A 16,224-nucleotide genomic window follows, 5' to 3' on the forward strand; every position below is an offset into this window, starting at 1 on the left:
AACATATTTTTCTGTTTTCTACTGTACTAAAAAGGCGAGTTATATAAATAACTCGCCTTTTTAGTACAGTAGAAAACACATAAGCGAAACAACTAAAATACGTAGGCTACTCCTAATGCAATAATATCATCAGGATTAATATTAGATGCATCAGTAAAGCTATTTTTATTTAGTAAATCAATTCTATAATCTATAGTAGTACAAATATTTTTATTAAACACATAACTAGTTCCAACTGTAATACATTTTTTTAAAAAATTACTGTAACCACTTTCAAAATCACTAGCTTTTGAATGTAAATAAGATATAGAAGGGCGTAATCCAAAATCAAATTGATACTGAGCTACCAATTCCAAATTTTTTGCTTTATTAACAAATCCGTAAATATTTTCTGTAGTAATGTTATCACAAAAACTTCCAAATGGTGTCATATTATAAGTCTCTCCATAAGTAGCCGCAACATACATCCCTTTTCCATCATATTTTATTCCAAAAGAAAATGCTTCAGCATTATCATTACTGCTACCGCTACCACCATTATTATCTAAAAAACATTGTTCAGCAATACGCTTACTATTAGCATAGGCAGCAGATGCAGCTAATCCATTATCCAGTGAATAAGACGCAGACACTCCATATCCCTCTCCGTTAGCTGTTTTCAAAGTACGACCCGTTTCTTTATTAACATCATTTTTACCTTGATATTGTAAAGCAAAATCTAAACCATTTACGAAACCAAAAAGATTTTTATTACGATATGTAACCACATTCGAACTACGATTAGACAAAAAATTATCTATAAACGATATATCTCCCCCAAATCCGGGTATTACATCCGTCCATGATCCTACGTCATACAGGATTCCATAATTCCGACCATAATCAACGCTTCCAAAATCTCCAAATTTTATTCCAGCATAACCAAGCAATACCTTATTACCACCACTATTACTTACATTAATTCCCTCAACATTTTTTAATGAAATTTCATGCTCCCACATACCAAAACCTACAATTTTATCATTAACATATGTCTTTCCAGAAAATCCATATCTTAAAAATGAATTATCCCCATCTTTCGTATTTTCTCTAGAAAAATAATGACCTCCAATAACACTACCAAACATATTTAATATATTTCCATCTTTATTATAAATTTCAGCAGCCCCAGCAGTGCTTGCCATAACCATAGTCGCAACCAGGCTAGTAAAACACCGTAATTTCATATTCATACCTCATTATATGTAATAAGTAATACTACTAACAATTCCACTCCTAAATCTGACATTAATTTTTTTAGTAACAATCAACACATATTAATACCTATTAATTGATATCGCATATTAAAATCATCTAATACCATTACAATATACTAACCATATTATAGTATTAAAAACAAGATGAAATTTTCAAATAACTCAACCATATTTAACAATATATATATTAAAATCTAAATCTTTTGTAAAATACAACCAACCCCCCCAAAGTAACCTAACCTCTATAAACATAATTTGTTATCCAATAAATAACCAGTTCCCCCAGTGATTGTAAACCACCCATCTAATCCATTTCTATTATTAAGTATGATATTACGTCTAATCATTATATTCAACATGAATAACAAATGATTTTCTCATAATTTAAATTTATATATTTATCATCCTTATCTCAATTTAAACCACCACACTATCAATTAATTATTTTATCGATTATAAAGTAGTTATCTAAATTTTAATTTTTATAAAGTATTCAATACATATCATTTCTTAATAAAAAATGCCAAACACCACGCAATTACGCAATGGATAATATAACATTAATTTCAAAGAAATAAAATCTTTCAAGACTATTTAATATACTTCCTAATTAAGAAAGTTAATAATTAATATCACAATCAAATTGTATATTGAAACTCTGAATCAACAAACAAACCCATTTTCACTTTCTACAGACTCCACAACACGCTGTAATCCAACTACACGCTCATCAGGAGCAATACGAATTAACATAACTCCTTGAGTATTACGTCTAATAATATTAACTTCAGAAACACGAGTACGAACCAATCTACCTAAATCAGTAATCATCACTATCTGATCAACTTGATTTACTTGTATAGCGCCAACTACATCACCATTTCGCTCCGTAACTTTAATAGAAATAACACCTTGAGTAGCACGTGACTTAATTGGATATTCTGATTGATTAGTACGTTTTCCAAAACCATTTTGAGTAACAGTAAGAATAGAACTCTTATCTTTTGGTATAATTAAAGATACTACACGATCACCTTGCAATAAATGAATACCTTTTACCCCAATTGCTGAACGTCCCACACTACGTACTTGTGTTTCTTTAAACCGTACCACTTTTCCATAAGCAGTAAATAACATTACTTCATTACTACCATCAGTTATATCAGCGCCAATCAATTCATCACCATCATTAAGATTCAACGCAATAATACCAACATTACGTGGTCGACTAAATTCAATAAGTGATGTTTTTTTAACCACTCCACTACTAGTTGCCATAAACACTTGATATCCTTTTGTATAATTCTGAATAGGCAAAATAGCAGTAATTCGCTCATTTGTATCCAATGGTAACAAATTAATAATTGGTTTACCTCGCGATCCACGACTAGCTTCTGGCAATCGATAAACCTTCATCCAGTATATACGCCCATGATTAGAAAATAACAAAATTGTATCATGAGTATTAGCTACTAATAATCGAGTAATAAAGTCTTCTTCTTTAATTCGTGTTGCTAACTTTCCTTTCCCTCCTCGTTTTTGTGCTTCATAATCTGTCAATGGTTGATATTTTACATAACCTTGATATGACAAAGTCACTACTACATCCTTTTGATTAATTAAATTTTCAATATTAATATTTTCAATATTACTACTAATTTCAGTACGACGAGGATCATTATATTCTTCTTTTATGGTCAGTAACTCTTGTCGAATTACTGCCATAAGACATTTCGGATCCCTCAAAATAGAAATCAAATTTTTTATCTTTTCTAACAAACTACTGTACTCTTTTAATAATTTTTCATGTTCTAAAGTAGTAAGTTTATGTAATTTTAAATCTAAAATAGCTTGAGCCTGATCTTTAGTAAGATAATATTGATTATTACGAATAACATTACTTACTTCTAATTGATTAAATTCAGCAGAATTAATAAAACCTGTTTGCCTCATATCAAGAATGTTACCCAGATCCCAGGATGACGACATTAAAACAGAACTAGCTTTTGTAGAACTATCAGATTTACGAACAAGCTCAATAATCGAATCAATATTAAATAATGCAATGGCTAAGCCCTCTATAATATGAATACGGTTACGAGCCTTTTTTAATTCAAACATAACGCGACGGGCTACTATTGAACGACGATGGCACACAAAAGCAGATAAAACATCTTTTAATGACATAATCTTTGGTTGGCCTTGATGTAAAGCTACCATATTAATGCAAAATGAAGTTTGTAATGGAGTTAAAGAATACAAATTATTTAAAATAATCTCACTAATCGCATCATGTTTGATTTCAATAACTATTCGCATACCATCTTTATCAGATTCATCACGTAAATTATATATTCCTTCAATGCGTTTTATTTTTGCTAGTTCAGAAATTTTTTCCAACAATCGAGCCTTATTAACTTGATAGGGAATTTCATATATTACAATAGATTCCCGACCGCTCTTCACATCAGTTTCAATTTCAGCTCTGGCACGAATACAAATTTTCCCTCGTCCAGTACTATATGCCTCTTGAAGACCACTGCAATCATTAATAATAGCAGCAGTAGGAAAATCTGGCCCAGGGATATATTGCATTAATCCCTCAGTAGTAATCTCCTCGTTGTCTATAAACGCTAGACATCCGTTAATTACTTCAGAAAGATTATGCGGAGGAATATTTGTCGCCATCCCCACGGCAATCCCAGCAGAACCATTAATTAAAAGATTAGGAATTCTAGCAGGTAGCACCCCCGGAATCTTTTCAGTACCATCATAATTAAATTCATAATCTACAGTTTCCTTTTCTAAATCTAATAACAATTCATTTGCTATTTTAGACATACGTACTTCAGTATAACGCATAGCTGCTGCTGGATCTCCATCTACCGATCCAAAATTACCCTGTCCATCTACCAAAGCGTAACGCATTAAAAAAGGTTGCGCCATACGTACAATAGTCTCATATACTGCAACATCTCCATGGGGATGATATTTTCCAATAACATCACCTACTACTCTAGCTGATTTTTTATAACCCTTATTCCAATAGTTACCTAGTACCTGCATAGCGAATAATACACGCCGATGTACAGGTTTTAATCCATCTCGCACATCCGGTAATGCACGTCCAACAATTACCGACATAGCATAATCTAAATAAGAACGCGTTAATTCTTCTTCTATATCAATCTGTGTAATTTCTTTGGCAAAATTATTCATGCATTTATATCCTCTATTTATTCTTTAATTATATGTATACTAGAAACTAACTTAAATTATCTATAATCTATAATATAGACTATTTAGCAATATAAAATTATTCAACAAAAAATAAATGCACTCATTATTGTATACATATCATATAATTTATAACTATATTTTAATAAACTAACAGTTTTGTAAATTGTTTATGTTCCTAAATTAAATATATAAAATTTCACATTTATTGTTTCAGGAAAATCTTAACATGAAAGACATAATTGTCGACAAACTTACAAAAAATCAAAAAAATATAAATAAAAAAGAAATTAATAAATTTAACGTATCCATATCTAAATGGTGGGGTCCTCGCAATATATTTAAACCACTACATCATATCAATTTGACACGTTTTAATTACATTATCGAACACAGTAATGGACTATTTGGAAAAAAAATATTAGATGTTGGATGTGGTGGAGGTATTTTGTCAGAAAGTATGGCAAAAGCAGGAGCAAAAGTTATTGGATTAGACATAAGTACTTCTGCTTTAGAAGCAGCAAAATTACATGCCTTAAACCAAGACCTAAATATTCACTACACACAAGAAACAATAGAAGATCATGCTCTCAATCATATTAATTACTATGATGTAATAACTTGTATGGAAGTTTTAGAACATGTACCAGATCCTGTATCAATTGTTTATGCCTGCTCCACCATGATTAAAATAAATGGATCAGTATTTTTTTCTACATTAAATCGTACTTTTAAATCATGGCTATTGATTATAATAGGAGCTGAATATTGCTTACGCCTTATTCCAAAGGGTACTCACAATTTTAACAAATTTATTACTCCGTCCGAGTTATTGGAATGGATCGACTCTACCATGCTAGAAGAACAAAACATTACTGGCTTATATTATAATCCCTTCACAAATAAATGCACCTTAATACACAACATTGATACAAATTATATTTTGCACACTCAACGAAAATAAATATTCCTATATCTATTAAACAAAAATATTAACGTAATTCCCTAATAAATATTTATATGATTAAAAGATAATTTAATATAACAAACATAATCTTCAAAAATATAACCCAAATCATATGGTCATATTCAAAATAAACAATATTTCTAATAATTCATTAAAACTCAATGCATTTGTTTCGATGCGTTTAAAATTAAAAAGTAATATAATATAATGCAATAATAGTTTTTTATTACACAATTAATTACAATTAATTTTTCAAATACTTATATCAAATTGAAATAATGCAACATTCTTCATTTATATTATTATGTAATTATTATTATTTTTTTACACATAAAAATTATAGTGTCATCATTAATTCATTATTGTATTACAAATCTAAGCTAGAATTTATTCATAACGAATTACTGTGACTAATACTATTAGTATTTTAAAATAGGCATGTACTTATATGAATCAAACTCTACTAGTTACTAAACGAAATGGTCATCACGAACCTATTAATCTTGACAAAATTCATCGAGTTATTAATTGGGCTGCCAAAGGCTTAAAAAAAGTTTCTGTCTCGCAAGTAGAATTACGCTCTCACATACAATTTTATGACGGCATAAAAACTTCTGACATTCAAGAAACAATCATAAAATCAGCAGCAGACTTGATTTCTGAAGAAGAACCAGATTACCAATATCTAGCAGCACGCTTAGCAGTATTTCATTTACGTAAAAAAGCATATGGGCAATTTGAACCGCCAAAACTTTACAATCATGTATTACGATTGGTACAAATTGGAAAATATGATAAACACTTGCTAAATGATTATAATATAGAAGAATTTGAACAAATGGATACATTTATTGATCATTGGCGGGACATGAATTTTTCATATGCTGCTATAAAACAGTTGGAAGGAAAATATTTAGTACAAAATCGAGTAACCGGAGAAATTTATGAAAGCGCTCAGTTTTTATATATATTAACTGCAGCTTGTTTATTTTCTAAATATCCTAAAAAAACCCGCATGAATTATATCAAACAATTTTATGATGCAATTTCAACTTTCAAGATTTCTTTAGCAACACCTATTATGTCTGGAGTACGTACTCCTACGCGCCAATTTAGCTCTTGTGTATTAATCGAATGTGGTGATAGTCTTGATTCTATCAATGCAACATCTAGCGCTATTGTAAAATACGTTGCGCAACGCGCTGGAATAGGTATCAATGCTGGACGCATTAGAGCATTAGGTAGTCCAATACGTAATGGAGAAGCATTTCACACTGGATGTATTCCATTTTATAAACATTTTCAAACAGCAGTAAAATCATGTTCTCAAGGAGGTGTACGTGGAGGAGCCGCTACATTATTTTATCCTATTTGGCATTTAGAAATAGAAAATTTACTCGTTTTAAAAAATAATCGTGGGATCGATTCCAATCGAATACGTCATTTAGACTATGCCGTACAAATCAATAAATTAATGTATCAACGTCTTATTCAAGGAAAATATATTACACTATTTAGTCCATCCGATGTCCCCGGATTATATGAAGCTTTTTTTACTAATCAAAATGAATTTGAGCGCTTATACAATACATATGAAAATAACCCCAATATTAGACACCAAAAAATCAAAGCAATAGAGCTGTTTTCTTTAATGATGCAAGAAAGAGCTTCTACTGGAAGAATCTATATTCAACATACAGATCACTGTAATACTCATAGTCCCTTCAACAGTACCACTACACCAATTCGTCAATCTAATTTATGTTTGGAAATAACATTGCCAACAAAACCTTTAAATAATATTAATGACTATAATGGTGAAATCGCTTTATGTACATTATCTGCTTTCAATCTTGGTAATATTGAAAATCTTGATGATTTATCTGAATTATCTACTCTGATAGTACGTGCTCTCGATGCTCTATTAGATTATCAAGATTACCCTATTCCTGCTGCACAACGTAGTGCTATAAGAAGACGTTCTTTAGGAATTGGAGTAATTAACTACGCTTATTATCTAGCTAAACATGGAGTACGTTATTCAGATGGGAGTGCTAATAAACTCACGCATCGTACTTTCGAAGCTATTCAATATTATTTATTAAAAGCCTCTAATAATTTAGCCAAAGAAAAAGGATCTTGCGAGTGGTTTAATGATACTTCATATGCAAAAGGCATACTGCCTATTGATACATATAAAAAAGACCTGAATTTTTTTATCAATGAACCATTACATTATAATTGGGAAGATTTACGCATTAAGATCAAACAATATGGATTACGAAATTCTACGTTATCTGCATTAATGCCATCAGAAACTTCGTCGCAAATTTCCAATGCTACTAATGGAATAGAACCTCCTAGAGGTTACATTAGCATAAAAACTTCAAAAGATGGAATTTTACGACAAGTAGTGCCTGAGTTTATTAGGCTAGAATCTGCTTATGAATTATTATGGCAAATACCAAATAATCGAGGATATCTTCAATTAGTAGGAATTATGCAAAAATTTATTGATCAATCCATTTCAACTAATACTAATTACGATCCATCTCGTTTCCCGGAATCCAAAATTCCCATGAAACAATTACTTTCAGATCTATTATATGCATATAGACTTGGTATTAAAACATTATACTATCATAATACTCGTGATGGCGCTCAAGATACGCACAAACTAATCTCACATAATCAGTCTAATATATGTGCCAGTGATGCTTGCGTAATTTAAAAATACAGTTACTATTATCTACAGTATCTCAATCATATATTCATGTTTTGATTTAAAATAGGAACAAAAATGACTTATACAATTTTCTCTCAAAATAAAAACAATCAACTACTTGAGCCAATGTTTTTAGGACAACCGGTGAATATTGCTCGATTTGACCAGCAAAAACATTCCATTTTTGAAAAACTAATCGAAAAACAACTTTCTTTCTTTTGGCGTCCAGAAGAAATAGATATTTCTAAAGATAGAATAGACTTTCAATCGTTACCAGAGCACGAAAAACACATTTTTATTAGCAATTTGAAATATCAAACATTATTAGATTCTATTCAAGGACGCAGTCCCAATATAGCTTTATTACCATTAATTTCAATACCAGAACTAGAAACTTGGGTAGAAACTTGGTCATTTTTTGAAACTATCCACTCCCGTTCTTATACTCATATTATTCGCAATATTGTCAATCGTCCATCTTTAATATTTGATGATATTATCAGTAACAAAGAAATTTTAAAACGTGCTAAGGATATTGCAGTGTACTATGATAATTTAATTGAATTAACCAGTTATTATCATATTTTAGGGGCTGGAATCCATCGTATTAATAATAAAACTATCACAATAAATTTACATGAACTCAAAAAAAAGTTATACTTGTGTTTGATTAGCGTTAACGTGTTAGAAGCCATTCGTTTTTATGTAAGTTTTGCTTGCTCTTTTGCATTTGCTGAACGAAAACTTATGGAAGGTAATGCAAAAATCATACGATTTATAGCCCGCGATGAAGCTTTACATTTAAACTCTACCCAACATATGCTCAATTTAATGCGCTCTAGACTAGATGACCCGGAGATGGCTGATATCAGCGCAGAATGTCAAGAAGAAAGTTATGCGCTATTCTTAATGGCTGCAGAACAAGAAAAAAATTGGGCTAAATATTTGTTCAAAGATGGTTCTATGATAGGATTGAACAAAGATATACTGTGTCAATATATTGAATACATTACCAATATGCGTATGCAAGCAATCGGACTGAAAATACCCTTTAACACTAAATCTAACGTAATACCCTGGATTAATTCTTGGTTGTCATCGGACAATGTCCAAGTAGCGCCCCAAGAAGTGGAAGCTAGTTCTTATCTAGTAGGCCAAATAGATTCTAATATTAAGGATGATGAATTTAATGATTTTCAACTGTAAAATATTCATTTTTTCAGAAAAATATCTAAACATACAATTTCATCATAATAATAAAAGATATCGTTCTCTATTAGAAGCGTTGGAAATACACCGTATACCACTGCTAAACTATCAATGCCGATCGGGTTATTGCGGAAGTTGCCGTGCCTTATTAATAAAAGGAAAAGTTAGATATCATAAAGAAACTTTAAGTTATGTTAGTTCCAACGAAATTCTAACTTGTTGTTGCGTTCCTATAGAAAATATTATATTAAAATTATCCTGACTCTGACGCATGCTTATTTAAAGCAATGTTCTTATTAAAGAGTGTATTTCTAAATTTTATTAATCGTATTTAATATTGGTTGTTTAAAACGATACAATTACACTATTTGCGTGTATTAAATGAATAAAGTAAATTATAGGTTGTGGATATAATCCTAAAAATAATATAAAAAAAGATACAACAATTACTAATACTCCATTTGGAGTGATCATCCAACTACTAGACCCAGAATTAGAATTAATACTGAAATAATTTCTACTAGGATTGAGATATAAATGTATTATAATTCTTAAATAATAGATTATACTAATAACACTGCTCATTGCTATAAAAATAGTGAGCCACCATAGTTGACTATCTATTCCTAACACAAATAAATAAAATTTACCAACAAAACCTAATGTCATCGGTATTCCTGCTAAAGATAATATTATAATTGTAAATAATACTGATAATATTGGTTGACGCCAAAAAAGACCACGATATGTAAACAATACATCTTCTGTATATGCACCAGTACAAAAAAATGACATTATAGCAATAACACCAAATGCTCCTATGTTAGCAAGTAAATAACTTATTAGATAAATACCAATAGCTTCTAGAGCAATTGGATTGGTTTTTAATGCCGAAATTATACCAATTAATGTATAACCTACATGTGCAATCGACGAATAAGCTAGAACACGCTTAATATTATTTTGCTTAATGGCCATTAAATTTCCAAATAGCGTTGAAAAACATGCAGTTCCTGATAAAAATATACAAAATATCTTATTATACTGATCAGGAATAATCATGAACAATCGTATCAAAACTGATATTATAGCTATTTTGCTACTAGTTGTTAAATATAATGACACTGCAGAAGGGGCTCCTTGATATACGTCAGGAGTCCATAAATGAAATGGAACCAATGATAATTTAAATCCAAGCCCGACCATCACCATACCTAATCCTGTAATTAACAACAGTATAGACTGATGCGATACGATGACATGTAATACACGACTAATACTAGTAAAAGACAAACAACCAGTTACAGCATATATCAGTGCTATACCAAGTAATATAAATGATGAAGATATCCCAGATAATATAATATATTTAATACTCGCTTCTAAAGAAAATTTTTCAAAGAAAGAATAACCTATTAATCCAAATAACGGTAATGAAATCAATTCTATTCCTAAAAATAATATACCTAAATGACTAGCACTCGCTAATAGAATCCCTCCAATACTAGAAATAAGCAATAACAAATAAAATTCATCACGATTACTTGAATAACTCAGTAACCAATTATAAGCCAATATAGCACTTGCTAAGCTAGCAACCAGCACTAACATTATATATAATATAGAAAAATTATCGATACATATTGATTGAAAAATATTTTGAATGCCTTGATTCCATACCATTCCAAGTGACATCATCGATACACTCAATCCAAATATTGTCAATACAGCATGTAAAAATAAGTTACGACGATATGCGATAGATAGCAGAATAACGACTGTTGTCACTCCAATAATTAGTACAGGAAGTAACGCGATGATTTGCATCCAAGTTATGATCATTAAGAATTATAGCCCTATTATATTACAATGTGATTATATTGAATAATTATATCCTTTTAACCAAACATAAATACTTTGCATAGTTATACATGAAGTATCTAAAATACATTGCGGAGACAAACCAAGTAAAAAAACACATGATAATAATATTATAATGATACACTTTTCTCGTAATGTCATATTAGTTAATAACTTATTACTTCTATCGACAGTAGAAATTACTATTGGACCATAATACATACGTTGTATCAAAATAAGAGAATAAAGTGATGAAAATATTATCCCAAAACAAGCTAGTATTGTAATTGCAGGAGCTACTTTAAAAGTACCAAATAAAATAGCTACTTCTCCAATAAAATTTCCAGTTCCTGGTAACCCTAATGTTGCCGCCGAAAAACATAAAGAAAATGCAGGAATTAAATGTACACGACTCCATAATCCTCCCATTAACCGCATATCTCTAGTATGTATTCGTTCATATAATTGACCACAAAGTATAAACATTCCAGCAACCGATAAACTATGAGAAATCATTTGTATAACAGCACCTTGATATGATAATTGAGCACCACTATAAATTGCAATCAATACAAACCCCATATGAGATATACTAGCGTATGCAATTAAACGTTTAACATCAGTTTGTACAAATGCCATACAAGCTCCATAAAAAATATTCAATAAACCTAAACACATAGCAATTGGCGCAAAAGATTTTGAAGCACAAGGAAATAACGGTAAAATAAACCGAAAAAATCCATAAGCTGCTGTTTTTAATAAAATACCCGCCAAATCTACTGACCCAGCAGTGGGCGCTTGACTATGGACATCCGGCAACCATGAATGAAATGGAACAATTGGCATTTTTACTGCAAAAGCAAAAAAAAACCCTAACATAATCAAATATTCCATATGCGATGATAATATCGTATTTAATAAATCTTGATAGCTAAAAGACCATACTCCGTTCGTACTATAATTTATAGAAACAAGAGTAATAATAGAAAGCAACATTAACAATCCACTACATTGAGTATAAACTAAAAACTTAGTAGCAGTATTAATACGCTCAATCCTGTTTATTTCTTTATGTCCCCATAAAGATATTAAAAAATACATCGGAACAAGCATTATTTCCCAGAAAAAAAAGAACAAAAACATATCAATTGCCAAAAAAACACCAATGACTCCACCTAAAATCCATAATAAATTAAGATAAAAAAGACCTTGAAAACGATTAATTTCACACCAAGAGCATAATACCGCCATGCATCCTAAAAATCCGGATAATGTCACCATTAATAAAGAAAATCCATCTAACGCTAAGTGAAAATTAATCCCGAATCTTGGAATCCAAGGATATATATATTCTAATTGCCATTGAGGAAATACATACCCTGTTGAATATACATCTAACACATGGTTACACTTATTTTTCCATAAAAACAAAGTGGTAAAAAATGTTACACCCATTCCAGATAAAGCAAACCAACGAGGCATCCAATACCCAATGCGTTCTGATTGCCAACATAATAATCCGAAAATAAAAGGAATAAATATTAAGATAAGTAATAACATACTATTTTATTTTTCCCGCCTAAATATATATGCTAATGTTTATATTTTCTTTACATCCATCTAGTAAGATTAAACTAACCTATATATGATCATGTGTTAAAATTATTATTAATATAATAATTGCCCCTATATTCATTGAAACTATATACCAATTTAACTTTCCATTAGCACTTAATGCCAAACCACTCTTAAGCCAACATAATAATGACATAAAAATATTTATAGTTATATTAACTGGATCAGAACAAGATAATTTTTTTGTTATAAACAAATATGGTTTTATAAATATTAATTTATACAACCAATCAAATCCCCATCCGTAGTAACATAATAATATTATGTATCGCTTCACTATTTCAGATAAATGAGGCCTGATAATCCGTCTTGTAATACTATTATCTAAAGAATCCAGCCAAAAAATTGAAGCAAACCAAATACCAAAAATCACTAAAAAACCAGATGCTATTTCAAAATATATTTGGCTATAATTACATACTGTATTGGTATTAGTACTCACAATATCTACTGATAAAGGTAATTTTATCCATCCACCAATAAACGTAGATAATAACAATAATACAACTAAAGGAAAATTTTGAGTAATTTTATTACATATGCGCGGCTCTATTTTATTAGAGCCATGAAACACAACAAAAATCATACGAAACGTATAAATAGGTGTTAAAAATATTCCTATTAATCCTGAAAACAGAAAAAAATAATCATGATTAACCAAAGTTTTTAACATAATCAGTTCTTTCGAATACACTCCAGCGGTAATTATAGGTACTCCAGATAAAGATGCGCCACCTATTAAGAAACATATATAAATGAAAGGTATGGATTTGTATAATCCTCCCATTTTAAAAATATTTTGTTCGTATCTGCAAGCATAAATTAATGAACCTGCCGCTAAAAATAATAATGCTTTAAAAAAAGCATGCGTTACTAAATGAAACATAGCAGCTCCCCAATGACGCCCTCCTAAAGCTAAAAACATGTACCCTATTTGACTAATAGTAGAATACGCTAAAATTTTTTTAATATTACTTTGTAATAATGCTGAACAACTAAAGAACACTATAGTCAATGAGCCGATAATACCAGTCAAATATAAAATATTTGGAGTCATCACAAAAAAATTGTTCATACGAATTATTAAATATACGCCAGAAGTCACCATAGTGGCTGCATGAATTAATGCTGATACCGGAGTTGGGCCAACCATAGCGCTTATGAGCCAAGTTTGCAAAGGTAACTGAGCCGATTTCCCTATTGCTCCAATAAGCAACATAAAAGATATCCATGTAATATTACTAAAAAAATAACACGATTCAGTATGTTTAAATTCTAATTCTAACAATTTACTAAAACTTAAGGTTTGATATTGATCAAAAATCATAAATAGTGCACATATCAGACATATATCTCCAAAACGAGTGATAACAAATGATTTTAATGCCGCCATTCCATTTCTAGAATTAAAATAATAAAATCCAATTAATAAATAACTACATAAACCTACACCTTCCCATCCAAAATACATCAACAATAAATTATCTGATAGTACTAAAAGTATCATATTAGCCATAAACAAATTAGTATAAGCAAAAAAACGAGCATAACCTTCATATCCCCTCATATACCAAGTAGCATATAAATGAATAATAAATCCCACTCCAGTTATTAATGATAACATGATCAAAGATAATCCATCTAACCTAAGCGCTACAGTAATACATAAAGCATTAATAGAAAACCATGTCCAAAGATTCTGAATAAACACAAAGGTCACGTCATTACCAATATTACAATAAAAATTAAATATCATACATACAGTAATGAATAGCGATATACTTACCGTGCCTACTCCTATTATAGCAGAAATACTTTCAGACCATTTTCCTTGAGAAATAGCTAATATAGTGAATCCTAAAAACGGAAACAGTATAGTTAAAAAAAGCAGATTCATCCACGCATCCCACTAATTTTATCAATTTGCAATGTATAACAACGACGATATAATTGAAGTAATAAAGCTAAAGAAATTGCAGATTCAGAGGCGGCTAAAGTGATGACTAGCACATACATAACTTGACCATCTGATTGATCCAAATAAGATCCAACGATTACAAAAGCTGAAGCAGCTGCGTTAATCATAATTTCTAGTCCTAATAACATAAATAACAGATTACGTCTTATTATTAGGCCTACTAATCCTAATACAAATAAAATTATAGATAAACTAAGACCATGCGATAAAGGAATCATATTTTCTATTCTTTCAACTGATCAGACACAATATAATTATCAGATAATTTATGATTTCGTGCTAAATGAAACACAGAAATTAATGCGGTTAATAATAATAATGATGCTAACTCTACCATTAATAGATATGGTCCAAATAATAAAATACCAATTTGTTTTAAATCTATCATTGATTTATTTATGTTAATAAAACAATCTTTTAATCCAAAAGAAACATACAATAAAATAATAAGTAAAATACTTGTTAATAATATAGCGCCACAACCTAATATGGGATTTAAAAATCTACCTTTCCGCGCTCTAAATGTAATAGCAGGTGCATTAAGCATCATTATTACAAATACAAATAAAATCATGATAGCTCCTGCATAGATAATAATCTCCACAGCACCGGCAAAAGAAGCTCCTAAAGAAAAAAAATTACACGATATAGATATAAATGAAACTATTAGATATAATAAAGCATGCACTGGATGATAATGCACGATCACACATATCGTAGATATTATTGCTACAATACCAGAAATATAAAATAAAGCCGTCATGATATATCCCTCACATTGACCTCTCTTAATTTTAAAGTTAAGGCAATATATTTTTAACGCTTATAGGCTGTTCTTCATTTTTTGCGTCTCCCTTTTTCTTATTCAATATTTCTTTACCAGAGAATCGATAAAAATCATATTCTGGATATTTACCAGGACCTGATATTAATAAATCAGATTTTTCATACACTAAATCATGCCTTTTAAAATCACTCATTTCAAAATCTGAAGTTAACTGAATAGCTGCAGTTGGACATGCCTCTTCACACATACCACAAAAAATACATCTAGAAAAATTTATCCTAAAAAATTCTGGATACCATCGTCCATTATCTACAGATTCTCCCTTTTTTAAAGAAATACATCCTACTGGACATGCCACAGCGCATAAATTACAAGCTACACACCGTTCTTGGCCTGAAGCATCTCGAGTCAATACAATACGACCACGATATCTATGTGATGGAATACACGGAACATCAGGATACATCTGAGTCTCACGTGTACTGAATGCCTGCATTCCTATCATCCAAATACTGCGCAATATAGAACCGATATCTATAAAAATCTTTCTCAACTTCATTATATTTAACC

12 protein-coding genes are annotated in these 16,224 nt (G+C 30.3%); 4 read left to right on the top strand and 8 right to left on the bottom strand.

Annotated features, from left to right (window positions below; all coding sequences use genetic code 11):
* Nucleotides 1-92: 92 nt before the first annotated feature.
* Entirely contained in the window at nucleotides 93-1,226 is a 1,134-nt protein-coding gene (locus Bsans602_RS02470; RefSeq protein ID WP_500836948.1) for a porin, read from the bottom strand.
* A gap of 693 nt (nucleotides 1,227-1,919) precedes the next feature.
* Nucleotides 1,920-4,475 (bottom strand): DNA gyrase subunit A, encoded by a 2,556-nt coding sequence (gene gyrA / locus Bsans602_RS02475; protein WP_500836949.1) that lies wholly within the window; start codon nucleotides 4,473-4,475, stop codon nucleotides 1,920-1,922.
* 247 nt (nucleotides 4,476-4,722) lie between these two features.
* Here gyrA and ubiG point away from each other — a divergent pair, with 247 nt between their 5' ends.
* The 4 genes from ubiG (at nucleotide 4,723) to yfaE (ending at nucleotide 9,656) form a co-directional block, all read left to right on the top strand.
* Nucleotides 4,723-5,457, top strand: coding sequence for a bifunctional 2-polyprenyl-6-hydroxyphenol methylase/3-demethylubiquinol 3-O-methyltransferase UbiG (gene ubiG / locus Bsans602_RS02480; RefSeq protein WP_500836950.1), 735 nt, complete (start codon nucleotides 4,723-4,725; stop codon nucleotides 5,455-5,457).
* A gap of 451 nt (nucleotides 5,458-5,908) precedes the next feature.
* Nucleotides 5,909-8,191 (top strand): class 1a ribonucleoside-diphosphate reductase subunit alpha, encoded by a 2,283-nt coding sequence (nrdA, locus tag Bsans602_RS02485; RefSeq protein WP_500836951.1) that lies wholly within the window; start codon nucleotides 5,909-5,911, stop codon nucleotides 8,189-8,191.
* Nucleotides 8,192-8,260: 69 nt separating this feature from the next.
* A complete protein-coding gene (nrdB, locus tag Bsans602_RS02490; protein WP_500836952.1) occupies nucleotides 8,261-9,391 on the top strand; it encodes a class Ia ribonucleoside-diphosphate reductase subunit beta in 1,131 nt (376 codons plus the stop codon).
* Nucleotides 9,366-9,656: a class I ribonucleotide reductase maintenance protein YfaE gene (yfaE, locus tag Bsans602_RS02495; RefSeq protein ID WP_500836953.1), complete on the top strand. Its 291-nt coding sequence runs from the start codon at nucleotides 9,366-9,368 to the stop codon at nucleotides 9,654-9,656. Before nrdB ends, yfaE begins: the two co-directional genes overlap by 26 nt.
* Nucleotides 9,657-9,739: 83 nt before the next feature.
* Here the strand turns inward: yfaE and nuoN are convergent, their stop codons facing one another.
* The 6 genes from nuoN to nuoI form a co-directional block, all read right to left on the bottom strand.
* A complete protein-coding gene (gene nuoN, locus Bsans602_RS02500; protein ID WP_500836954.1) occupies nucleotides 9,740-11,236 on the bottom strand; it encodes an NADH-quinone oxidoreductase subunit NuoN in 1,497 nt (498 codons plus the stop codon).
* 33 nt (nucleotides 11,237-11,269) lie between these two features.
* Nucleotides 11,270-12,814 carry an NADH-quinone oxidoreductase subunit M gene (nuoM, locus tag Bsans602_RS02505; RefSeq protein WP_500836955.1) on the bottom strand — a complete coding sequence of 515 codons (1,545 nt, stop codon included), beginning with the start codon at nucleotides 12,812-12,814 and terminating at the stop codon, nucleotides 11,270-11,272.
* A 79-nt stretch (nucleotides 12,815-12,893) separates the two neighbouring features.
* Nucleotides 12,894-14,786 (bottom strand): NADH-quinone oxidoreductase subunit L, encoded by a 1,893-nt coding sequence (gene nuoL / locus Bsans602_RS02510; protein WP_500836956.1) that lies wholly within the window; start codon nucleotides 14,784-14,786, stop codon nucleotides 12,894-12,896.
* Nucleotides 14,783-15,085 carry an NADH-quinone oxidoreductase subunit NuoK gene (gene nuoK, locus Bsans602_RS02515; protein WP_500836957.1) on the bottom strand — a complete coding sequence of 101 codons (303 nt, stop codon included), beginning with the start codon at nucleotides 15,083-15,085 and terminating at the stop codon, nucleotides 14,783-14,785. The genes nuoL and nuoK overlap by 4 nt, the downstream gene beginning before the upstream one ends.
* A 5-nt stretch (nucleotides 15,086-15,090) precedes the next feature.
* Nucleotides 15,091-15,630 (bottom strand): NADH-quinone oxidoreductase subunit J, encoded by a 540-nt coding sequence (gene nuoJ / locus Bsans602_RS02520; RefSeq protein ID WP_500836958.1) that lies wholly within the window; start codon nucleotides 15,628-15,630, stop codon nucleotides 15,091-15,093.
* Between the two features lie 37 nt (nucleotides 15,631-15,667).
* Nucleotides 15,668-16,213 (bottom strand): NADH-quinone oxidoreductase subunit NuoI, encoded by a 546-nt coding sequence (gene nuoI, locus Bsans602_RS02525; protein WP_500836959.1) that lies wholly within the window; start codon nucleotides 16,211-16,213, stop codon nucleotides 15,668-15,670.
* Between the last annotated feature and the right edge of the window lie 11 nt (nucleotides 16,214-16,224).

This window comes from Candidatus Blochmannia sansabeanus (nom. nud.), assembly GCF_059935345.1.

Excerpts from the sequence above, each read along its gene's own strand:
- nrdB (WP_500836952.1), top strand. The coding sequence starts at position 8,261 with ATGACTTATACAATTTTCTCTCAAAATAAAAACAATCAACTACTTGAG.
- nuoL (WP_500836956.1), bottom strand. The coding sequence starts at position 14,786 with ATGAATCTGCTTTTTTTAACTATACTGTTTCCGTTTTTAGGATTCACT.
- nuoM (WP_500836955.1), bottom strand. The coding sequence starts at position 12,814 with ATGTTATTACTTATCTTAATATTTATTCCTTTTATTTTCGGATTATTA.
- nuoK (WP_500836957.1), bottom strand. The coding sequence starts at position 15,085 with ATGATTCCTTTATCGCATGGTCTTAGTTTATCTATAATTTTATTTGTA.
- nrdA (WP_500836951.1), top strand. The coding sequence starts at position 5,909 with ATGAATCAAACTCTACTAGTTACTAAACGAAATGGTCATCACGAACCT.
- ubiG (WP_500836950.1), top strand. The coding sequence starts at position 4,723 with ATGAAAGACATAATTGTCGACAAACTTACAAAAAATCAAAAAAATATA.
- nuoN (WP_500836954.1), bottom strand. The coding sequence starts at position 11,236 with ATGATCATAACTTGGATGCAAATCATCGCGTTACTTCCTGTACTAATT.
- nuoJ (WP_500836958.1), bottom strand. The coding sequence starts at position 15,630 with ATGACGGCTTTATTTTATATTTCTGGTATTGTAGCAATAATATCTACG.
- nuoI (WP_500836959.1), bottom strand. The coding sequence starts at position 16,213 with ATGAAGTTGAGAAAGATTTTTATAGATATCGGTTCTATATTGCGCAGT.
- gyrA (WP_500836949.1), bottom strand. The coding sequence starts at position 4,475 with ATGAATAATTTTGCCAAAGAAATTACACAGATTGATATAGAAGAAGAA.
- Bsans602_RS02470 (WP_500836948.1), bottom strand. The coding sequence starts at position 1,226 with ATGAAATTACGGTGTTTTACTAGCCTGGTTGCGACTATGGTTATGGCA.
- yfaE (WP_500836953.1), top strand. The coding sequence starts at position 9,366 with ATGAATTTAATGATTTTCAACTGTAAAATATTCATTTTTTCAGAAAAA.